Here is a 21,769-nt window from a genome sequence, read left to right as displayed (position 1 = left end):
TAAGTTTAAGGTAAGTTTTAATATTATTTAAAAAAAAAATGGTTAAAATGTAATTTTTTTTCAAATATCTCTGTGAATCTCCGTTTTTTTTTCTCTGTGCATCTTTGTGTAATATTTTAGGTGTAACATTTTTACAATTTTTTTAAATCTATGAAATTTGAGTAATTCGTGTCTCTATTTTCCATATTTTATTTTCACAATAATTAGCGAAAATCCTTGAGATATTTACTCACAATAATCAGCGAAAATTCGTGAAATTCGTGTCAAAAGTTTTGTAAAATCCATAATATCTGTACCTAAATATTTCCACTCAATTTTCGTAACTTTGCACTCTCAAAAATAAAAAATGAAACGAGTAGTTGTTGGGCTTTCAGGTGGAGTAGATTCTAGTGTTACAGCGCATTTATTAAAAGAACTAGGTTTTGAAGTTATAGGACTTTTTATGAAAAATTGGCACGATGATTCTGTGACAATTTCTAATGAATGTCCTTGGTTAGAGGATTCTAATGATGCCATGATTGTTGCAGAAAAATTAGGGATTCCTTTTCAAGTAGTAGATTTAAGTGAACAATACAAAGAACGCATTGTAGATTATATGTTTGATGAATATTCCAAAGGAAGAACACCAAATCCTGATGTTTTATGCAACAGAGAAATTAAGTTTGATGTTTTTATGGATATCGCTTTAAAATTAGGTGCAGATTATGTGGCAACAGGTCATTATTGTAGAAAAGGCGAGGAAATTATCAACGGAAAGCCCGTTTATAAATTATTGGGTGGAAAAGATACTAACAAAGATCAATCGTATTTTTTATGTCAACTTTCTCAGCAACAATTGGCAAAAGCATTGTTTCCAATTGGTGAATTAACAAAGCCAGAAGTAAGAGAAATTGCTAAAGAAGCCGATTTAATTACAGCTGAAAAGAAAGATTCGCAAGGTTTGTGTTTTATTGGTAAAGTAAGATTACCAGAATTTTTGCAACAAAAATTACAACCAAAAGAAGGTGTTATTGTAACAATTCCTTCAGATTTTTCTGAGTATGTAAAAGAAACTCCAACTTTTGAAAATAAGGAGGCTGAATTAAAATATTTTGCCAAGAAGTTTTCGTATCAAAAAGAAGATGGAAAAGTAGTAGGGAAACATCAAGGAGCACATTATTTTACAAAAGGACAACGTAAAGGTTTGGATGTTGGTGGTACAAAAGAAGCTTTATATGTTATTGAAACTGATGTAACTAAAAATATAATTTACACTGGAGAAGGAAAAAATCATTCAGGTTTATATAGAAATGTATTGTTTGTTTCTAATGATGAAATCCATTGGATTCGTGAAGATTTAACTTTAAAAGTTGGAGAGACTATGGAAGTTGAAGCAAGAATTAGATATAGACAAATTTTAGAAAAAGCGACTTTGTACAAAGTTGAAAGTGGTTTGTATGTAGAGTTTGAAAACAAACAATCTGCAATTCAAGAAGGGCAATTTGTAGCTTGGTATAAAAACGAAGAATTGTTAGGTTCAGGAGTAATTTCATAAATCTAGATATGACAAATAAAATCACAGAATTATTCAATATAAAATATCCAATTGTTCAAGGAGGAATGATTTGGGTTTCAGGTTATAAATTAGCTTCAGCGGTTTCGAATGCTGGTGGTTTGGGTTTAGTTGGAGCTGGATCTATGTATCCTGAAGTTTTAAGAGAACATATTCAAAAATGTAAAAAAGCAACAGACAAGCCTTTTGGTGTAAATGTGCCAATGTTATATCCTCAAATTGAGGAAATCATGAATATTATTGTTGATGAAGGAGTGAAAATCGTGTTCACTTCTGCTGGAAATCCAAAAACTTGGACATCCTTCTTAAAAGAAAAAGGAATTACAGTGGTACATGTTGTAAGCTCTGTAAAATTCGCTTTAAAAGCAGAGGCAGCTGGTGTAGATGCAGTAGTTTGCGAAGGTTTTGAAGCTGGAGGACATAATGGACGTGAAGAAACTACAACCTTCACTTTAATACCAATGGTTAAAGAACAGGTTAAAATTCCTGTAATTGCAGCTGGAGGAATTGGTTCAGGAAGAGGAATGTTAGCAGCAATGGTTTTAGGAGCAGATGCTGTTCAAATAGGAAGTAGGTTTGCTGCCACTTTAGAATCTTCTGCTCACATCAACTTTAAAAATACAATTGTTGATGTAAAAGATGGAGATACACATGTAACCTTGAAAGAATTAGCGCCAGTAAGATTGGTAAAGAATAAATTTTATCAAGAAATTCAGGAATTGTATTTGCAAAATCCAACGAAAGAGAAATTAATAGAATTATTAGGAAGAGCAAGAGCCAAAAAAGGAATGTTTGAGGGTGATTTAGAGAATGGAGAACTTGAAATTGGGCAAATAGCAGGTTTAATCCACGAAATAAAATCAGCTAAGGATGTTTTAGACGAAATTGTAAACGAATTTAATGAGGTTAAAGCGTTGAAAAACAGTTTTTAAAAGTTTTTTATAAATAATTTAAAGTTTTTATCGTTTTATATTTTTATTGGCATTATATTTGCACTTTAATAAAACGTTGTTAGGACTTAATTTAACAACACAATAATTTTTTTATAATGAATAAAGGTACCGTAAAATTTTTCAATGAATCTAAAGGATTTGGATTTATCACTGAAGAAGGATCAAACAAAGAACATTTTGTACATGTGTCAGGATTAATCGATGAAATTCGTGAAAACGATGAAGTTGAATTTGACTTACAAGATGGAAGAAAAGGATTAAACGCAGTAAACGTAAGAGTATTATAATATATATTTTATTACACTAGTTAAATTTTTATCTAAAAGCCTCGCAAAATTGCGAGGCTTTTTTTATTTTTATAAAAATTTAAGTTATGATTATTGATGGTAGAAAAAGAGAAAACATTAAAATAGGTTTGTTTGTAGAAATTGTTCAGAAACCACATCAAAGAAGTGGCGAATTAACGAAAGGTGTTGTTGCTAAAATATTAACAAAATCTATACAACACCCTTATGGAATAAAAGTACAATTAGAATCTGGTTTGGTAGGTAGAGTTAAAAATGTTATTGTATAAAAACTACTTTACAGGAATTTTAATTTCGTACATTTTTCTACTTTTATTGTTTAAGTGATGCTCTCTTAACCAAGGATTAAGAATTTTAAACTCTTTATAATTCATACCATATCTTTTGGCAAAAGCAGTAATATTTGTAATAGCTGTATCAACTTTTACAGTTGTTGTTTTTTGAGAAGTATATAAATCTTCTTTATTAAAAACAAAACCATACTTTTCTGGATTGTTTATAATTTCTTTCAATGCCAAAATTCTAAACACATAACGTTCAGTTTCATCTGGTAATTTAGCATCATAATAATTGGTAACTTCTTGTGCTTCTAATCTTCTAGAAACCCCATAGTTACCAGCATTGTAGGCAGCTGCTGCCAAAGTCCAAGAATTAAAACGTTCAAAAGAGCTTCTTAAGTATTCAGCAGCTACTTTTGTAGATTTTTCAATATCATATCGTTCATCAACATTATCGTTAATTTCCAAACCATATTCTTTCCCTGTTCCTTTCATAAAATGCCACATTCCTGCTGCACCAACATTAGAGGTTTCATCCGTAAAACCACTTTCAGCCAAGGCTAAAAACTTAAAATCGTCTGGCAAACCATATTTTTTTAATAAAGGTTCTAAAATTGGAAAATATCTATTTGCTCTTTTTAAAAGTAATAAACCATTAGATTGCCAATAGGTATTTACCAACAATTCCCTTTCCATTCTTTCTTTAACATCAGGTATTTCTACAGGAACTCGCTCACCAGCCAAATTTAAATTTGTAGGCAATGTCAAAGATTTTATTTTGTAGCTTTTATGTGTGTTTGAAGCTGGCTCAACTTTTACTTCATCTTTATTCATGGCATTTATAAATAAAATAGTAATTGAAACAACGCTTAAAAGAGATATAATTCTGAATGATTTATTCATGATAGTTTAATTTTACACAATAAAAGTACGCATAAGAAATAGCTTTAACAAGTTAAATTTTCGTGAATTATTTTTGTTATTTCTTTAGCTTTTAAAATAATCATAGAATGGTTTCCATTTTTAATTCTGATGCAATTTTTAATACTTTTAATAGGAAATATTTCGTCTTTTTCTCCATGAATATGCACAATTCCTTCGATCGGTTTTTCTTGTCTCCAATTAATTGCATTATGAATAGACCATTTTATATAGGTTTTCCCTCTAACAGAAAGATATTTCTTGTAAATCTTTGCTTTCTTTTCTAATGATTTTCCAACAAAATATTTTGCATAACTTTCAAAATTCGTTACAATTTGCGTAGGAAATAATTTGTAGATTTTACTTTTACTGGCTATTTTAAACCTTTTTGGAAGTTCTCCTGTTGATTTTACGCTAGAAATAATAATAATTTTTTTAACATCAATAAACTTACTCATTTCTTGTACAATAATTCCGCCAAAAGAAACGCCTACTAAAACAGGGTTTTCATGATGAATTTCTTCTGTCATTCTCATGGCGTAATTAGCAATACTTTCTTCTAAAGCCAAAGGTTTTTTCCAGGTTAAATAATGAAACTCGTAAATTGCTGGATCCAATGTTAAATTGTAAAAAATTTCTGGGCCAGCAGCTAATCCTGGCATAAAATATATGGGAGTTTTCGACATGTAATCAATGTAGGTTTTTGTAATAATTTATACGTAAATTATTAATTATTTTTAGCTCAAAATTAATGCCAAGTTATATGGCAATTGCATCTTTTACAAAATCAAATCTAACCAAACCATCGTCATCAATTTCAGTTAAAGTTATTTTGTGCAATTTGTTTACAAGTTCAGGATTCCAAGGAGTTTTTACTTTTACGTAATTTTCTGTAAATCCATTGATGTACCCTTCTTTATTCTCATTTTCGAATAAAACAGTCAAGGAATTCCCTAATTGACTTTCATAAAAAGAACGTCTTTTTTTAGCTGATAAACCACGCAGCATTTTACTACGTTTTGCACGTGTTTTTTTAGGAACGACACCACCTAAATTTACAGCTTCAGTATTGGGTCTTTCAGAATAGGTAAACACGTGTAAATAAGAAATATCTAATTCGTTTAGATAATTGTAGGTTTCTAAAAATAATTCATCTGTTTCACCAGGAAAACCAACAATAATATCAACACCAATACAAGCATTTGGCATTACTTCTTTAATTCTTGCAACTCTATTGGTATAGGTTTTACGCAAATATCTGCGTTTCATTTTCTTAAGCAAGGCATCACTTCCAGACTGTAAAGGAATATGAAAATGAGGCACAAAAGTTTCAGATTCAGAAACAAATTCAATCGTTTCATCCTTTAGTAAATTAGGTTCTATTGATGAAATTCGCAAACGATGAATATCATTTACAGTATCTAGTTTTTTTACCAAATCTAAAAAAGTATGTTGGTGTTTTTTATTGCCAAATTCACCTTTTCCATAATCGCCAATATTCACACCTGTCAAAACAATTTCTTTAATTCCTTTGGATGCTATTTCCTTGGCATTTTCAATCACATTTTCTAAAGTATCGCTTCTAGAAATTCCACGAGCTAAAGGAATTGTGCAATACGTACATTTATAATCACAACCATCTTGTACTTTTAAAAAGGCACGAGTTCTATCGCCAATAGAATAAGAACCTACATAAAAATCGGCATCACCAATTTCACAAGAATGCACTTCACCAACGTTATTTTTAGTTAAATCGTTAATGTAAGAAGTAACATTAAATTTTTCAGTAGCACCTAAAACCAAATCTACACCATCAACAGCCGCTAATTCTTCAGGTTTTAATTGTGCATAACAACCTACAGCAATTAAAAAAGCTTCGTCGTTTTTCTTTAAGGCATTTTTTACAATGGCTTTAAAACGTTTGTCAGCATTATCTGTAACAGAACAGGTATTTATTACGTAAATATCTGCTTCCTCATTAAAATCAACACGTTCAAAACCTTCGTTTACAAAATTACGTGCTATTGTAGAGGTTTCAGAAAAGTTTAATTTGCAACCTAATGTATAAAAAGCTACTTTTTTATCTGCAATCATTCTTGTACTTTTACTCGATCATCGAGGTTTTATAATTCTATTAATTCGTTTTAGTTTTTAAATTTTTTATAAAAACTTTAGACTTACTGAAATAATATTTTGATTCCGCAAATTTACAACATTATTCATGATTTTTGAGACGGAAAGACTACTTATTAGAAAACTGATTTTAGACGATTTAGCACCTTTTCATCAGCTAGAAAGTAATCAAAATGTTTTAAAATATGCAACTGGAGAAGTTAAAAATCTTTCTGAAAATAAAATAGAGTTGTTAGATTTAATAGAACGATACCAAAAAACTTATAACGATTTTTGGATTTATGCTATTGAAAGAAAATCCGATAAAAAATTTATAGGCACTTTAGCCTTGGTAAAAGATGGAATTGATGATGAAATAGGGTATCGATTTTTAGAAAAATATTGGGGAAATGGCTATGGTTTTGAGGTTTGCAAAGGAACTATTGCATATTGTAAACAATTAAAATTTAAAAAGTTAGTGGGCTATGTTGTTGATGAAAATAAAGCTTCTGTCAAGATTTTAGAAAAATTAGACTTTAAAATTGTCAAGAAATTTATAAGTGAAGGTTTACAATTACTAGAAACAAAATACGAATTAGAATTATGATTGTTGATAATTTAAAAACGCCCTATTATGCTGTTATTTTTACCACAATACTGACTGATAATCAAGAAAACTATAGAGAAACAGCCAAAAGAATGGAAGCTTTAGCAAAACTTCAAAAAGGATTTTTAGGAATTGAATCTGCAAGAAGTGAGTTAGGGATTACAGTTTCTTATTGGCAATCTTTAGAGGATATTACTGCCTGGAAAAATAATATTGAACATACAGAAATTAGAAACTTAGGTAGAGAAAAATGGTATAAAAAATACCAATTGCGTATTTGTAAAGTTGAACTTGAATATGGATTTGAAAAGAAGATTTAGAATTTTTCTTTTATATATTTGTGATGACTATGCAAACTATTGAAAAAACAGCTGTGTGTATTATTGGAGCAGGTCCTGCAGGTGCTGCAACATCTATGATGTTGTCCAATTTAAAAATTCATCATTATATTATTGACAAAGCAGTATTTCCAAGAGATAAAACTTGTGGTGATGGCTTAATTTTATACGCCTATAAGTCTATGGAGCTTTTAGGTGGAAATTTATTTCAAAACTTTTTAAAAAATCCTAAATTTATACATAGCAAGAATATTCAGTTACATATAGCAGATAATTTCCGAGTGAATTTTAAAGAAAGTAACGATAGAAATATGGTGATTTCTTATGCTAAAAGAATCGATTTTGATGATTTTTTAGTGAATCATTTGTCTGAAAAGTATGCTCACAAAAATTTCGGAAGTGCTGTTAAAACAATCGAAAATAGAGAAAATGGTGTTTTTCTTACGCTAAAAAATGGAAAGGAAATTTTATCGAAGGTTATTGTTGGTGCAGATGGAGCACAATCTATTGTGGCTAGAAAATTAGCGAAAAATAAGCCAAACAGTAAATTAATGTCCACGTTTGTTTGTGCATATTTTAAAGATGTTAAAAATTTACCATTAAAAAACGATGCAGAAGTCAGGTTAATTTATAAAAATGTTCTCTTATTTTTTTATGTTTTTCCATTGGCTGATGGTCATGTTAACGTAAGTTTAGGTGGTAGGTCTGATCAAATTAAAAAGCATCAAATCAATTTAGTTGAAGAGATAGAACATATTATAAAAACCCATAATAAAGTAAAGGATAAATTTTTAGGAGCAACCAAAGTTGGTTCTTGGCGAGGTTGGACGATTCCGTTTCATTTTGGTACTCAAAAAATTGTGGGAGATCGTTATTTGTTGGTAGGAGATGCAGCAGGTTTGTCTAATGCGTTTTACAAAGAAGGTATTGGTACAGGAATGATGTCTGGAATTATTGCTGCAAAAAATATAGAAAAGTGTTTACTTCAAAATAATTTTAGTGAAAATTTTCTAAGGAATTATGAGGAAGAAATAAAAAATGAATTTCATAAATTATTAAAATTTAGTCATTATTCATTACGATTTGCGAATTTTAAAAAGCCTTTTTATTATTTGGCTAGCTTATTAAAATCTACCATAGAAAGTAAAAGTCAAGCATTAATGAAGAAAAGAAGTTATAAATAGTTATTATAAGCTTAGTTATTTGGAGTTTACCAATTTATTTTAGCAAGAATAGGAAAGTGGTCTGAATTTTTTTCTGAAAAAGAATGGAATGTATTAATGATTGCATTTTCATCCGTTAAAATAAAATCGATCCTCATAGGAAACCAATAATTAAATGTTTTTCCAAATCCTTTACCAGCTTCAATAAAAGCATCTTTTTTATCTTCTGAAATTTGATTATACACCCAAGAATAAGAAGTGTTATTGAAATCGCCAGCAACAATTTTTTTACCTTTCCAACCTTTTTCATGCGCTAAAAAAACTTCAGTTTGTAAAGCTTGTTGTTTAAAACCATCTCTTAATCTTGCTAGTAATTTTTCTGAATCTGCTTCTCCAAAATTTTCTTCATCAGGTCTTAATTGTAAAGATTGTAAGTGCAAGTTGTAAACTCTAATAGTATCTTTTTTCTTGAGAATATCTGCAAAAATAATATTGTTTGATGTGTTTTCTAACTGTAAAGAACCTGAATTTATTATTGGAAATTTAGAGTAAATAGCCAAGCCAATTTTTGCATTTTCGTTTTTTGTTTTTATGTATTTGTAAGGATATGAAAACTGTTGTTTCTCTAAACTGTAGTATTCTTGAAATAATAAAATATCAGGTGATTTATCTTCAATAAAAGCATTAATTTTTTTAGGGATAGTTTCATCATCAATCCATTTCCAATGGTTAAACATTCTTACATTATAGGTCATCACTTTTAAATCATCATTTAAAGACGATGTATTTTCTGTAAGTTTATAAAATGGAGGTGTAAAAAACCAACCAATCACTAAAATTATAGTTGATAAAAGCAACTGTTTTTTTAGGTTGATGAGCCAATACACTAAAAAAATTATATTAACACAGATTAAAATAGGCACTAACAAACTCAGAATTGCAAAACTCGGCATTGTGTTTGGAGATACAAAAGGCAAAAGATAAGACAACAATAAAAACGTTGCGAACAACGAATTAAGAATATAAATAATTTTATTTATAAATGATAACTTTTTCACAGTTGGGGAAGTTGGTTAGGAACTATTTTTTGCCTTGTTTAAATAAAAATTCTTTTTCTGATGCTGTTAATGTGTCATAACCAGATTTGCTAATCTTATCCAAAATTGCATCAATTTGTTGTTGATTTAAATTTGTATTTGAAGTTTTTTGCTTTTTTTCTTTCGATTTGTAAACCGTTTTTAAAGGTTTTTCTTTCTTTTTAAATAGATTTCCAAGAGTGTCAAATAGTTTAATATCTTTATTACTTGCTTTTCGAACATATAAAAAACCGAATAAAGCGCCTCCTAAATGTGCGAAACTTCCACCTGCATTTGTGCCAACTAAACCAATAATATCCAAGCCAATCCAAATTGCAGCTAAATGCCACAATTTTACAAAACCTATAAAACGTATTTTAAGTTGATAATTTGGAATGTAAGTTGCAATACCTATAAAAATCGCAGAAACTCCTGCAGAAGCTCCTACTAAATAAGAATTTCTTCCTTCAAAAAGCGGAAAATAATTTTGACTTACCAGGTATAAAACGCCTCCAAAAAAAGTACCAATTAAATAAAAACTTAATAATTGTTTCTGTGTAAAATATTCTAAAAAGAGATTCCCAATAAAATATAAAGCAATTAAATTGAATAAGATATGAATAAAACCTGCATGTAAAAATCCGTAAGAAACTATAGACCAAGGTTTTGTAAAGAGAGAGCTGTAATCATCGTCTAAAGAAAACCACGTAGTAATAAAACTAGCTTCGTTATTATAAAGACCAGAAAATACGCTCATTAACAAAGCTAAAATAAAAACAGCAATATTTATAATGATTAGTTTTTCAACTATATTTCCAGAAATATATCTTCTTTTTATGTCGTCTACAAAACTCATTTATATCGATTTAAAATGATTTCTTTTCCAATAATAAGCGATGATAAAACCAATAAGTGCACCTCCAATATGCGCAAAGTGTGCAATATTACCCACAGAATATTTTGTCATTCCAAAGAATAAATCACCTAAAATCATTACAGGAATAAAATATTTTGCGGCAATTGGCACTGGGAAAAATATCAATGCTAATTTTGCATCTTTAAAATACAAACCAAAAGCCACTAAAACTCCATACACTGCTCCAGATGCTCCAACTGCTGGAGTTGTGTATAATGAATTTACTGTTTGTAAATATTCATTTTGATAAACTAAAGTAGGATTCATTAGCTCCATTATTTCTGATTTTGTTGAGCCTAATTCCAATAGTTTTTCAAATGCACTATTAAACTGATAATAATTAACTAAAGTATAAATAAGTCCAGCTCCAATTCCAGCAGAAAAGTAGAAAAATATAAATTTATTTTTTCCCCACATTTGTTCTAAAGGAGTTCCAAAAGCCCACAAACCATACATGTTAAATAAAATGTGTGGAAAACTTCCGTGCATAAACATGTGCGTTACATATTGCCAAAAACCAAAATTTTCATTTTCTGGAAAATGCAGTGCCAACATATTGGTTAAATCTAATTGTAATAATTGCGGAACAAGAAATACAATTACGTTTATAATGATAAGATGTTTTATGACACCTGTTAGTTTATTATTCATTTTTAGCGATTAAAAATAGTGTCTATTTCGTTTAACGTCAACGTTTTAAATGTTGATTTTCCAAAAGGAGAAATAGTAGGTTCTTTACAAGAAAACAAATTATTTACCAAGCTTTCTTGCTCTTTTTCAGAAAGTTGCGTTCCTGTTTTTATAGATAATGTTTTTGCAAAAGATTTAGCCATCACATCAAAATGACTAAAACTGCTGTCTGGTACTTCTAAATTTATATCATTTAGTAACTCTTCTAAAATAATAGTGATTTTACTTTCGGTAACAGAAACAGGAATTCCTTTGATGGTAACACTGTCTTTTGTAAATTCATCAAAAGAAAAACCAGCATTCTCTAATTCGGTTTTAATGGTGTAAATCATTTCTATTTCTTGTGATGAAAAAGATATTTTTACAGGAAATAATAATTGCTGACTATTCGCTTCTTTTACAGTAATGCTTTCTAAAAATTCTTCATACAAAATACGTTGATGAGCCAAAGATTGGTTGATTAAAACCACACCAGATTTTATCAAACTCAACACATATTTACGCTGAATTTGAAACGTTTTTTGTGTTTTTATTTCCTGCTGATGATTAAATAACTCCTCTTGCTTTTCTTCATCAGTAATAGCAACAGAAGTATATAATGATTCCCAACTTTGCGTGTTTTGTTCTCTTTTGTATGGAAATGTAATTTCTTTTTGTTTAGCTTCTTTAAAAGGATTAAAATCCGGATCCACTGTAATTTTTGGTGTGGAACCCTTTACAATATTTTTAGTTTGATGATAAGAAGTATCTAAATTAGCATCTCTGTTAAAATCTAAAACAGGAGCAACATTGTATTGCCCTAAACTGTGTTTTACAGTCGCTCTTAGCATGGCATATAAGGCCTTTTCATTATCAAACTTAATTTCTGTTTTTGTAGGATGAATATTGATATCGATTGAACTTGCAGGCACCTCTAAATACAAAAAATAGGAGGGATGTGAACCATGTTCCAGCAAACCATCAAAAGCATTGGCAACTGCATGATTTAAATACGAACTTTTTATAAATCTATCATTCACAAAAAAGAATTGTTCACCTCTTTTTCTCTTTGAAAACTCTGGTTTTGCCACAAAACCTTGAATGGTTAAAATATCAGTTTGTTCGTTTATGGGAACTAGTTTTTCATTCATTTTAGCGCCGAAAACAGCTACAATTCGCTGTCTTAAATTGCCTTCTTTTAAATGATAAACTTCGTTGTTATTGTGGTGCATTAAAAACGAAATTGCAGGATGTGCCAAAGCAACTCTTTGAAATTCGTCTATAATATGTCTGGTTTCTACAGTGTCTGACTTTAGGAAATTTCTACGAGCAGGAATGTTGTAAAATAAGTTTTTTACAGCAATACTTGCACCTGGAGAAGTAGAAATAAAATCTTGCGAAATTACTTTACTACCTTCAATTTTTAGGCAAGTTCCTAATTCTTCGTTTTCTTGTTTGGTTTTTAATTCAACATGCGCAATTGCTGCAATCGATGCTAAAGCTTCGCCTCGAAAACCTTTGGTGCATAAATTAAATAAATCTTCTGCTTTTTTAATTTTTGAAGTTGCATGCCTTTCAAAACACATTCTAGCATCTGTGGCACTCATTCCTTTGCCATCATCAATAACTTGAATTAAAGTTTTACCTGCGTCTTTTAAAAGCAGTTTTATACTTGTGGCACCAGCATCAATAGCGTTTTCTAACAATTCCTTTACCACAGAAGCTGGTCTTTGCACGACTTCTCCAGCAGCAATTTGGTTGGCTACATGGTCTGGTAAAAGTTGAATAATATCTGACATTAAAATAATGTATGAAAGTCTAAAATATAAGCAGCAATACCTACAAGAATTGTGATAATTACAGCTAGTCTTAATGTTGATTTACGATTAGATATTGGAGATTTACTTCTTTTCCAAGCTTTTCTTAAATTGTTAGGTGAAAAATCTACACGAGATAAATTTTCATCAATTCCTAACGCTCTATTTTTAGCGTATTTTTCTTCAAGCTTTTTAATTCTTTCTTTTCTCTCATTATAGTACCTAGGTTTATAATCAAAAACATTGTATGATCTTGTTTTAAAAGCATTTCCAAACATAATATTAATTTTAAATTAGACTAGGTATCAATCAAAATTCAGACCAAAATTTCTGAACTCAAAATTAAATAAATAAAAGGAATACATCAAGAAATGATGTTAAAAGTATTCTTAAAAATACAATGTTCCTTAATCTATTTCACTTTCAGTTTTGTCTTTTCGACGAAGGAGAAATCACATAAAATAGCGAACACAAAATTGAGAGATTTATGAGATTTCTCCTAAAGGCGAAATGACAAATTAACTCAATATTATTTTTCTTGGTGTTTTTTTAGGTTTTCTTTACCTTAAAAACCAACACTTCCAGAAGATCTATCTAAGTTTTTAATAGCTGCCATTTTAACGGCTGCAACAGCACATTCAATGCCTTTGTTACCTAAACTTCCTCCAGATCTGTCTAAAGATTGCTGTTTTGTATTGTCTGTTAAAACACAGAAAATTACGGGAACATCAAACTTAACATTTAAATCGATGATGCCTTGTGTAACACCTTCACAAACAAAATCGAAATGTTTTGTTTCCCCTTGAATTACATTGCCAATCGCAATAATTGCATCTAGTTTTTGAGATTGAATCATTTTTTTACAACCGTAAACCAATTCAAAACTTCCAGGAACATCCCAAGAAATAATGTTTTCTTTGGTTGCTCCACAATCTAACAAAGTCTCAATTGCGCCTTTTTTTAGGTTTTGTGTAATTTCAGGATTCCATTCTGAAACAACAATCCCAAATCGAAAAAACTTCGCATTTGGGATTGTTGCTTTATCGTAATAAGATAAATCTGTTGTTGCCATATATTCAAGTTCAGAGTTTAGAGCACAGAGTTCAGAGTTTTTACTCTTAATTCATAACTCTTAACTCATAATTTATTTTTTAGCATATTTTGCTGCGTTGATAAATTTCTCCACATCTTTACCTTGGTCAGATGTTGGGTAGTTTTCTTTTATCTTCGAGAATAATTCTTCTGCTTTACCATATTTTTCTAATAGCATTGCAGTTTGTCCTGCTTTGTATAAAAATAATGGTGTCGTAAATTCGTTTGTTTTTTTATTTGCTGCTTTCTCATAGTATTCTAAAGCATCCTCTTGTTGATTGATGTCAGAAAAAGCATCACCAATAGCACCTAAAGAAACTGGACCTAACATTTCGTCGTCAGAATTAAATTTTTCTAAATATTCAATTGCTTTTTCGTAGTTTTTCATTTGTAAGTAAGAAACACCAGCGTAATAATTTGCTAAGTTTCCTGCATCAGTTCCACTATAAACATCTGCAATATCTAAAAAACCATATCTACCATCTGCACCTTCTAAACCTAACGTTAATAAAGAATCGATACCTGAACCAGCAGTTGCAGCTTCATCAAAATATTTTCTTGGAAACGCCAATTCGTTAGAAGCTTCTAATTCATTAGGTTCAACAACAAAATTATTATATGCTAAATAGCCTACAAAAACCAAAACAATTGCTACCAAACTACCAAATAAAACTTTACTGTTTTTCTCAATCCATTGTTCAGATTTAGAAGCAGTTTCATCTAAAGTGTTAAAAACCTCAGCTGTTGTGCTTTCCATTTCTTGTGCAGTTTGTTCTTCTTTTTTACCTTCTGGTTTGTATTTTTTCTTGTATGTTGCCATTATTTCCTTAAAAATTAGTGGCGACAAAAATAGTTTTTTTAATTGGATTTTAAAAGCCTATAATTCGCTAAATTTTCAATAATTTGCAATTCATTTTCAATCTTGTTTTAAATTCATGTATTTACAAAAAATTTCAGTAGTTAATTTTAAAAATATTGCCTTGCAAACGTTTGATTTTCAAGAGAAAATAAATTGTTTTGTTGGGTTTAATGGTGTTGGTAAAACCAATGTTTTAGATGCCATTTATTACCTTTCTTTTACAAAAAGTTACTTTAATGCTGTCGCAATTCAGAATATAAAGCATGGAGAAAGTTTTTTTATGATTGAAGGAGATTATCTTTTAAATGATAGAAATGAAAAAATTGTTTGCAGTTTAAAAAAAGGTCAGAAGAAAGTTTTAAAGAGAAATGACAAAGCCTATAGTAAGTTTTCAGAACATATTGGTCAGTTTCCTTTGGTGATCATTTCTCCAGCAGATAGAGATTTGGTTACAGAAGGCAGTGATACCAGAAGAAAATTTATTGATGGTGTAATTTCTCAACAAAATAAAACGTATTTACAAGATTTAATTTCTTACAGCAAAGTACTTTCTCAAAGAAATGCATTGTTAAAATATTTTGCAGCCAATCGAACTTTTGATGCTTTAAATTTGAGTGTATATAATGAACAACTTTCTGAATATGGAACTCGTATTTATAAGGTTAGGAAAGATTTTTTAGAACAATTTATACCGATTTTTAATGAAAAATATCAAATAATTTCTGGTGATAAAGAACAAGTGAACTTAAACTATAAAAGTCAGTTGCATGATTTTGAAATGACAGATTTACTGAAAAAATCACTAGAAAAAGATAAAATTCTACAATACACCACTTCAGGAATTCATAAAGACGATTTAAGTTTTGAGATTGGCGAATATCCTATTAAAAAGTTTGGTTCTCAAGGTCAGCAAAAATCGTATTTAATAGCGTTAAAATTGGCGCAGTTCGAGTTTATCAAACAACAATCAAATGTTTTACCTATTTTATTATTAGATGATATTTTTGATAAGTTAGATGAAAATAGAGTTTCGCAAATTATTGATTTGGTAAATAATGATGAGTTTGGACAGATTTTTATTACAGATACACATGCAGATAGAACTGAAAATATTTTAAAACAAGGAACTAAAGAATATCAGATTTTTAAGCTTTAAGTTCAGAGTTCAGAGTTCAGAGTTCAGAGTTCAGAGTTCAGAGTTTTGAATTGAAAATCAATATTTTTAAACTTTAAACTTTAAACTTTAAACCTTAAAACCCAAAGTATGGCAAAAAGAGAAAACGATTCTTTTTCGATAGAAGATTTAATGAAAAACTTTATCAAGGAAAATAACTTGAGTAAAGGGATGCAAAAAATTAAGGTAGAAGAAACTTGGTTTAAAATGATGGGACCAGGAGTAGCAACACACACAACTTCTGTTAGGTTGAATAATAAAACGCTAATTATTCAGTTAAAATCTTCTGTTTTAAGAGAAGAGTTAAGTTATGGAAAAGAAAAAATTATAAAAATGATGAACGAAGAATTAGGAGAAGAAGTTATTGGTAAACTGATGCTGGTGTAAAAATGATAGAAAAAATTAAAAATGTTCTCAAATTTTTAAGAATTTATAAATCTTATTCTTAGAATTTTTATTTATCATATTGGGATGTTGGCTAATGTTATTTCCTTTTTGGCATCTGTTCATTATATTTATTAACTAATTCAATTATTGAACTTTCTTTAACTTCTTCTTCAGAAAAGAAAAGGTCTTCAAGTGCCAAACGTATAATATTGTTATCTTTTAAATATGAGTTTAATATTTTGTGTGTATTTTTTGTCATCTGTATCTCATTATAGCATAGTAATTTTTGTTTAAAACCTTTAATTCCTATATAATAAGAAAAAAAACTTCTACTACTTCCAGAAGAATAGGTTTTTCCAATAGATGAGCTACGTCCAAATCTGTCAGTATTACCTCTTTTTACAAATGGAACAGTAATATTACTCCCTTTTGGATTATTTCCTTCAATATAATTTATTTTTTTTTCAGCGTTAGGAGCTGATAGATGAGAGTGAGATCTATTTGTTAAATATTTGTAAATCAATATTTTTCCATTTGTTAGTCTTTCAGCAAAGAAGGTTTCTCCATAAGAGTCTTTATACTCTACATTTTTTGGAGTTATTTTTTCAAGAAACATTTTTTTCTTAAAGTCATATATTGCAATTATATCTTTATAATTATATTTTTTTTTCTTTTTATTAATTTTCACTTTTATACTTCTGTTCAAAATATCAAATCTACTTATGTTAATTGTATCATTTGACGAAGTTATTATATAACTAGTATTTTGAGAATATGATTTAAAAGAAATAAAATTCCCTAGAATAATTATAATTATTATAATCGTTTTTTTCATAAATATTTGCTAGCGGTTTTGTGCAAGGTTAGTTGCGTGGTTTAGCAATAAATTTACTAAATAATTAAGGACAAAGAAAATACGCGAGGATTTTCGTAAGTAAGCAAAAAGCTAGCAATAAATTATATATGGTGTTGGCACAAGTATTTTATAATTCGTAACTCCATTCTTTTTTTTCTTTGTCAAATTGAATTATTAAATGACAAATTTGTGATACAGGAATATTACTTTTTATATGCCTTTTTATTTCCCATTTTGGCATTTTTCTTATTAATTCCATTGCATCTTTTTCGAATTCAGTCACTTGCTTTTTTAATTTTATTTTAAACTCTGTCTTCAAGTTATAAATTGAATCAGCTTTAAACTCATAATTCAAACCTGCTGTAACAAAATTAAGATTTCCTTTTTTATCTATAAATAATTCTAGCCAAGTGTATGGATTTGTATAATTCTTAATTTTCCCGTTTTTAAAAATAGAATCAATATTTGCAATTGGCTTTGTAATATTAAATCCGCTTTCAAATTGATAAATGTAATTTTCTAACTTAAATGAATTTCCGTAATCTAAAATTCGTTGTTCATTTTTTGAAATATTCCAATTATCTATTCGTTTAGAGTTTGAACAATAATAACTAAAAGTTAGTTTCTTATTCGAATAGTAGGCATAAACAAGCCATTTTTCATTTTTGTTTACGTGCCAGTCACAAGATGTAAATTCTCCTGTATATTCTCCTTCAGATGAAAAAGTAAATTCCAACCTTTTTGGTTTTTTCCCCTTTTTATAGTGTTCAAAAACCTCAAATGTTACTGTATAATTTAAAGAATCGATTGCATAAACTTTAGATACGACTTTTCCCTTAAAAACATAGTCGGCTGATTTAAATTCAAGAATTGGTTTTGGAATTTCACAACTACAAGCAAAGGTAAAAGTTGAAATTAATAAAGTAATTATTATCAGGAATTGTTTTTTCATATTTGTGCCAACGTGTTTGTATATGAGCTGTGGCGTGTTTTGGCACAGACCTCTCCAAATATAAACTAACTTTGGGAAATCCGTAGATTTTCCAAATATGGACAGACCAAGCCATAGCTTATATACGGTGTTATGTGGCGTTTTTTATTATTTTACTTTCAATATCATTTGCTATTTCCTCACTTATTGTATTACGTTTTTTTAGTAGTGTAATAACCAATTTCAAATATGATTCTCTATTGTTTAATTTAATTAAAGAACAGACTTTTGATTCAGGAATGATTGCATTTTTAAGGTTGAATACTCGTAGTATACCTTCATAATCCGAATTATTTAAAATTTCCTCAAATTCGGTCTTGATTTTATCAAAAATATTTTGCTTGTCAATATTTGAGTAAGATGTGTCAATTTCAGTTATTACAGTGCCTATTTCTTTTTTACTGAAACTCGAAGCATTAATCATCTCTCGTCTCAATTGTTCTTGAAAATGGATAAGAATCTGATTTTCTATTTGAGATGAAAAAAAATCTATTACGTTTTGTTTTACTTGGTCAAAAACTTGTACAGGATTTTCTCCCATATGTGATGCTATTGATTTGACAACTGTTTCAATCAAGAGTAGGTTTTCCGCTTCTGCAACGTCAAGTACCCAAACTTGTTTAGAATTTAATCTAATAATATCATCGTTTTGCCGTCTATCTCTGTCAATAATACCATTAGATTCAATATGATGAAAACTATTTTGTTCGTTAAATGCCTTAACTGTTTGTATTACTTTGTCACAGCTTCCTAATGGTTTTAGTGTGTTTTCATAAAAAACTTGCTCATATAACTGATAATCAATACTACTTTGGTCACCTTCGATAAAAATTACGGGTTTTCTACTTCCCAAAACATCCAAGTATAGTTGTTCTGGAATAGGCATATTCTCGTCTAATAATTCATAATCCCAAATAGAATTTCCTTCGTAGGATTTTGCCCAAATTTTAGTAGCATTTTGTCTTGTAAAAGCAAAATCTATATCGTGTGTTAAATAAACAAATACGCAATCTTGTCTTTCGTTTTCAATTAAATCAAATAATTTTTTAATTAAAGACTTGTGAATATGCATTTCGGGTTCGTCTATTACGATAATGGCATTTTCTATTGAACATATTACTTCTCCAACCATATAAAAAATTACTCTTTCTCCGTCACTCATTTCGGAAGCGTTATAAGCATCTGATATTTGTCCGTTTGTTGGATAAGTTTCTATTACACCAGCTTTTTTTATGATTTTCCTATGAGGTAGGACAGCTTCAAAAATTGATTGAATTCTATCAAGTTTAGTGTTTGGTTTTACACCTCCAGTTTCCTTATAAAGTAACGATTGCTCATATTCTTCGGTATGTAATAGAACCATAAGCTTATCGTAATCATTTAATAAAGATGTATTTAAATTATTACTCCATCGTTGGTTTTTCCAACCGTGATTTCGGTTCCATTCTGGATTGTCTGCATTCCAACCTCCATATCTGAATTCGGAATAAGCAACTTCTTTAGATTTGGTACCAACATAATTGGGTAGTGATAAAGATTTTTGAGCTGATATTCTGTGTGTTTTGTTATTATATCTTTCTTCAATATTTGAACCAAATCTTGTCTTTCCTGAACCGTTTGCACCAATGACTACAATTTGTTCAAATTCAATTTCAGGGTTAGTATTTGGATTTCCCTTTTTAGTTGGTAATGTTATTTTCATAGTTTTTGTTCAAATGCCACATAACTCGTTATATAGTAACTTTTATTACACATATCCCGTAAATTTAACGTGATAAAATATTTTTAGTTACTGTTATCAATTTAAAGATAATTAATATAAATAATTTTAAATGTACGTTTTAATGATGTGAAAAACAAACTAAACTATTTCCCAGTTTTAAAATCAATTAAAAAAGGTTGTAAAGGGATTTCATTTTCTGTTCTGTAGCCATTTTCTAATAAAATTTGGTATCTTTTATTCGGTTTTAAGCTTACTTTATAGGTAATAGAAAGTCCATCTTCTGCAAAATCGATGCTTGAAACTTCAGGAAAACCATTTTTGCCTAAGGTTCCAAAACCAGTCGATTTTATATTGCTATCCATTTTTTCAGAGAAAGAAAGTGTAATTTCAGTTAAAGCAGCAGGCACATTTTGGCTTCCATTTTCAAACTGATTGATCGCTGTTACAGTGGGTCTGCTTTCTTCAAATTGTTGTTCTAAATCTTTTAAAGTTTTAGAGAAATAACCTGAACTATTTACATATTCCTCAATCTCAGTATCATTATTATAATCCAATTCAATCATTTCTTTAATCGCTGCATTTTTATCAGAAGCTTTGTTAAAATTGGCTTCTGCAATTCTTGCGCCTATAAAATAAATTAAATCTCTTGTTTTAAATTGATTGTTTTCGTTCCACATCCAATCACCCATTTTTCGGATGTTAAACAGTTCGTTTTCAAAAGCTGTTTTTAGTTTAGCTTCATTTTTTAATCCGAAGTTATGATATTTAAAAGGAGGTTTTTTGTTGGTTACGTTTGTGGCAATAAAATCTGCAATTCCCTCATATAAACTTTGCGATAAGGTATTGTCTAAAGCTGGGTTTTGTTGTGTGTGCACATATTCGTGAATATTCAAAAAATCTAGAAATGCTGGCGGATTTATAGTATAATAATTCTTAACATAGTTCAGGTTTTCAGGAAACTCCTCTGTAACAGTATATTTATCACCCAAAGCAAACTCAGAACCAATTAAAGCCAAGTCGTTAAAACCAGTTCCTGGAGATCTAAAAACACCCATCGTATAATAAATGGTTGCAGGTTTTAAATCAGGATATAATTCTTTCAAATTTTCAATTCCAGCTCTTATTTGCACATCAAATTGTGCTGTATTTAAAGTGTTTTTTCTTATAGAATTCCAAAATCTAGGATAGCTTTTAATGGCGTTCAAGTATTCTTTAGGGGCATAGTTTCTGGCTCTTATCATTCCTTGTTGGCCTTCTGTAGCTTTGTCTAAAAAGTATTCTTCTAAATATTTAAGTTGCAAAGTGCTATCATTTACAGCCAAAATATGGTCGTAAGCTTTCCAGAAATTTTTAATATCTGTATTGATAATTTTTTGCTGAGCTTCAGGTGTTTTATCACAATTAAAAAATAAAAGCGATGAGAAGAAAAGTATAAGGAAATGTTTCATTAATTTGAATTTTATCAAAGATATCTAAAATTATATTGCATAAAAAAACTCGCAACAATAAAGTTACGAGTTTTATAAATTTTTAGAAGAATTGAGTCTTAAAACTGCTCTCTTCCAGAAAAATGAAAGTTTCCTTCAATTTCTGCATTTTCGTCAGAATCAGAACCATGTACAGCATTTTCTCCCATAGAAGTTGCGTATAATTTTCTGATAGTACCTTCTGCAGCATCAGCAGGATTTGTAGCACCAATTAAGGTTCTAAAATCTTCTACTGCATTTTCTTTTTCTAAAATTGCAGCTACAATTGGTCCTCTTGTCATAAACTCTACTAACTCACCAAAAAACGGACGCTCATTATGCACTGCATAAAAAGTTTCTGCATCTGCTTTGGTCATTTGAGTTTTCTTTAACGCTACAATTCTAAACCCTGCAGCATTCATTTTTTCTAAGATTGCTCCAGTATGTCCGTTTTCTACAGCATCTGGTTTTAGCATTGTAAATGTTCTATTTGTTGCCATTTTTCTTTACTTTT

24 protein-coding genes are annotated in these 21,769 nt (G+C 29.4%); 9 read left to right on the top strand and 15 right to left on the bottom strand.

What is annotated here, in order from left to right; translation table 11 throughout:
* The first annotated feature begins 346 nt into the window (after positions 1–346).
* From mnmA to P161_RS0116980, 4 genes are all read left to right on the top strand, one after another.
* Entirely contained in the window at positions 347–1,534 is a 1,188-nt protein-coding gene (gene mnmA, locus P161_RS0116995) for a tRNA 2-thiouridine(34) synthase MnmA (RefSeq protein ID WP_026778090.1), read from the top strand.
* An 8-nt stretch (positions 1,535–1,542) separates the two neighbouring features.
* The gene (locus P161_RS0116990) at positions 1,543–2,484 is read left to right on the top strand and encodes a nitronate monooxygenase family protein (RefSeq protein ID WP_026778089.1); all 942 of its coding nucleotides are present in this window, start codon (positions 1,543–1,545) and stop codon (positions 2,482–2,484) included.
* Between the two features lie 116 nt (positions 2,485–2,600).
* Positions 2,601–2,792 carry a cold-shock protein gene (locus tag P161_RS0116985; RefSeq protein WP_026778088.1) on the top strand — a complete coding sequence of 64 codons (192 nt, stop codon included), beginning with the start codon at positions 2,601–2,603 and terminating at the stop codon, positions 2,790–2,792.
* An 86-nt stretch (positions 2,793–2,878) separates the two neighbouring features.
* Entirely contained in the window at positions 2,879–3,079 is a 201-nt protein-coding gene (locus P161_RS0116980) for a YwbE family protein (protein WP_368086214.1), read from the top strand.
* Between the two features lie 3 nt (positions 3,080–3,082).
* Here the strand turns inward: P161_RS0116980 and P161_RS0116975 are convergent, their stop codons facing one another.
* The 3 genes from P161_RS0116975 to mtaB form a co-directional block, all read right to left on the bottom strand.
* The gene (locus tag P161_RS0116975) at positions 3,083–3,991 is read right to left on the bottom strand and encodes a lytic transglycosylase domain-containing protein (protein WP_026778086.1); all 909 of its coding nucleotides are present in this window, start codon (positions 3,989–3,991) and stop codon (positions 3,083–3,085) included.
* A 44-nt stretch (positions 3,992–4,035) separates the two neighbouring features.
* Complete coding sequence (locus P161_RS0116970) at positions 4,036–4,671, bottom strand: alpha/beta hydrolase (RefSeq protein ID WP_231494761.1); 636 nt, start codon at positions 4,669–4,671, stop codon at positions 4,036–4,038.
* Positions 4,672–4,768: 97 nt separating this feature from the next.
* Complete coding sequence (gene mtaB, locus P161_RS0116965; RefSeq protein ID WP_026778084.1) at positions 4,769–6,103, bottom strand: tRNA (N(6)-L-threonylcarbamoyladenosine(37)-C(2))-methylthiotransferase MtaB; 1,335 nt, start codon at positions 6,101–6,103, stop codon at positions 4,769–4,771.
* Between the two features lie 127 nt (positions 6,104–6,230).
* Between mtaB and P161_RS0116960 the strand changes: the two genes are divergently transcribed.
* Genes P161_RS0116960 through P161_RS0116950 form a run of 3 tightly spaced genes read left to right on the top strand, consistent with a single transcriptional unit; the run spans position 6,231 to position 8,250 of the window.
* Positions 6,231–6,728 (top strand): GNAT family N-acetyltransferase, encoded by a 498-nt coding sequence (locus P161_RS0116960; protein ID WP_026778083.1) that lies wholly within the window; start codon positions 6,231–6,233, stop codon positions 6,726–6,728.
* A complete protein-coding gene (locus P161_RS0116955) occupies positions 6,725–7,048 on the top strand; it encodes an antibiotic biosynthesis monooxygenase (protein ID WP_026778082.1) in 324 nt (107 codons plus the stop codon). Before P161_RS0116960 ends, P161_RS0116955 begins: the two co-directional genes overlap by 4 nt.
* A 29-nt stretch (positions 7,049–7,077) precedes the next feature.
* Positions 7,078–8,250: an NAD(P)/FAD-dependent oxidoreductase gene (locus P161_RS0116950; RefSeq protein WP_197026362.1), complete on the top strand. Its 1,173-nt coding sequence runs from the start codon at positions 7,078–7,080 to the stop codon at positions 8,248–8,250.
* Positions 8,251–8,276: 26 nt separating this feature from the next.
* Here the strand turns inward: P161_RS0116950 and P161_RS0116945 are convergent, their stop codons facing one another.
* From P161_RS0116945 to P161_RS0116915, 7 genes are all read right to left on the bottom strand, one after another.
* Positions 8,277–9,182: an endonuclease/exonuclease/phosphatase family protein gene (locus P161_RS0116945; RefSeq protein ID WP_231494760.1), complete on the bottom strand. Its 906-nt coding sequence runs from the start codon at positions 9,180–9,182 to the stop codon at positions 8,277–8,279.
* 127 nt (positions 9,183–9,309) lie between these two features.
* The gene (locus P161_RS0116940; RefSeq protein WP_026778079.1) at positions 9,310–10,161 is read right to left on the bottom strand and encodes a rhomboid family intramembrane serine protease; all 852 of its coding nucleotides are present in this window, start codon (positions 10,159–10,161) and stop codon (positions 9,310–9,312) included.
* The gene (locus P161_RS0116935; RefSeq protein ID WP_026778078.1) at positions 10,162–10,872 is read right to left on the bottom strand and encodes a rhomboid family intramembrane serine protease; all 711 of its coding nucleotides are present in this window, start codon (positions 10,870–10,872) and stop codon (positions 10,162–10,164) included. It lies immediately after the preceding gene.
* A gap of 2 nt (positions 10,873–10,874) precedes the next feature.
* Complete coding sequence (gene mutL / locus P161_RS0116930) at positions 10,875–12,689, bottom strand: DNA mismatch repair endonuclease MutL (RefSeq protein ID WP_026778077.1); 1,815 nt, start codon at positions 12,687–12,689, stop codon at positions 10,875–10,877.
* Positions 12,689–12,985, bottom strand: coding sequence for a hypothetical protein (locus tag P161_RS0116925; RefSeq protein WP_026778076.1), 297 nt, complete (start codon positions 12,983–12,985; stop codon positions 12,689–12,691). The genes mutL and P161_RS0116925 overlap by 1 nt, the downstream gene beginning before the upstream one ends.
* Before the next feature lie 287 nt (positions 12,986–13,272).
* Complete coding sequence (gene ribH / locus P161_RS0116920; RefSeq protein ID WP_026778075.1) at positions 13,273–13,779, bottom strand: 6,7-dimethyl-8-ribityllumazine synthase; 507 nt, start codon at positions 13,777–13,779, stop codon at positions 13,273–13,275.
* Between the two features lie 72 nt (positions 13,780–13,851).
* A complete protein-coding gene (locus P161_RS0116915) occupies positions 13,852–14,619 on the bottom strand; it encodes a tol-pal system YbgF family protein (RefSeq protein ID WP_026778074.1) in 768 nt (255 codons plus the stop codon).
* Positions 14,620–14,734: 115 nt separating this feature from the next.
* On the opposite strand from P161_RS0116915, the gene P161_RS0116910 reads away from it, so the two are divergent.
* Positions 14,735–15,814 carry a DNA replication/repair protein RecF gene (locus P161_RS0116910; protein WP_026778073.1) on the top strand — a complete coding sequence of 360 codons (1,080 nt, stop codon included), beginning with the start codon at positions 14,735–14,737 and terminating at the stop codon, positions 15,812–15,814.
* Positions 15,815–15,922: 108 nt separating this feature from the next.
* Entirely contained in the window at positions 15,923–16,219 is a 297-nt protein-coding gene (locus P161_RS0116905) for a DUF721 domain-containing protein (RefSeq protein WP_026778072.1), read from the top strand.
* A gap of 97 nt (positions 16,220–16,316) precedes the next feature.
* Here the strand turns inward: P161_RS0116905 and P161_RS0116900 are convergent, their stop codons facing one another.
* From P161_RS0116900 to P161_RS0116880, 5 genes are all read right to left on the bottom strand, one after another.
* A complete protein-coding gene (locus tag P161_RS0116900) occupies positions 16,317–16,907 on the bottom strand; it encodes a hypothetical protein (protein ID WP_155810495.1) in 591 nt (196 codons plus the stop codon).
* A 295-nt stretch (positions 16,908–17,202) separates the two neighbouring features.
* Positions 17,203–18,027 (bottom strand): hypothetical protein, encoded by an 825-nt coding sequence (locus P161_RS0116895; protein ID WP_026778070.1) that lies wholly within the window; start codon positions 18,025–18,027, stop codon positions 17,203–17,205.
* A gap of 130 nt (positions 18,028–18,157) precedes the next feature.
* Positions 18,158–19,768 carry a DUF4435 domain-containing protein gene (locus tag P161_RS0116890; RefSeq protein ID WP_026778069.1) on the bottom strand — a complete coding sequence of 537 codons (1,611 nt, stop codon included), beginning with the start codon at positions 19,766–19,768 and terminating at the stop codon, positions 18,158–18,160.
* Between the two features lie 164 nt (positions 19,769–19,932).
* Positions 19,933–21,237, bottom strand: coding sequence for an Ig-like domain-containing protein (locus P161_RS0116885; protein ID WP_026778068.1), 1,305 nt, complete (start codon positions 21,235–21,237; stop codon positions 19,933–19,935).
* 98 nt (positions 21,238–21,335) lie between these two features.
* The gene (locus P161_RS0116880; protein ID WP_026778067.1) at positions 21,336–21,755 is read right to left on the bottom strand and encodes a nucleoside-diphosphate kinase; all 420 of its coding nucleotides are present in this window, start codon (positions 21,753–21,755) and stop codon (positions 21,336–21,338) included.
* Between the last annotated feature and the right edge of the window lie 14 nt (positions 21,756–21,769).

This window comes from Polaribacter sp. Hel_I_88 (genome assembly GCF_000687935.1).
Taxonomy (GTDB): Bacteria; Bacteroidota; Bacteroidia; order Flavobacteriales; family Flavobacteriaceae; genus Polaribacter.
This window is presented reverse-complemented; position numbering and strand designations above follow the sequence as displayed.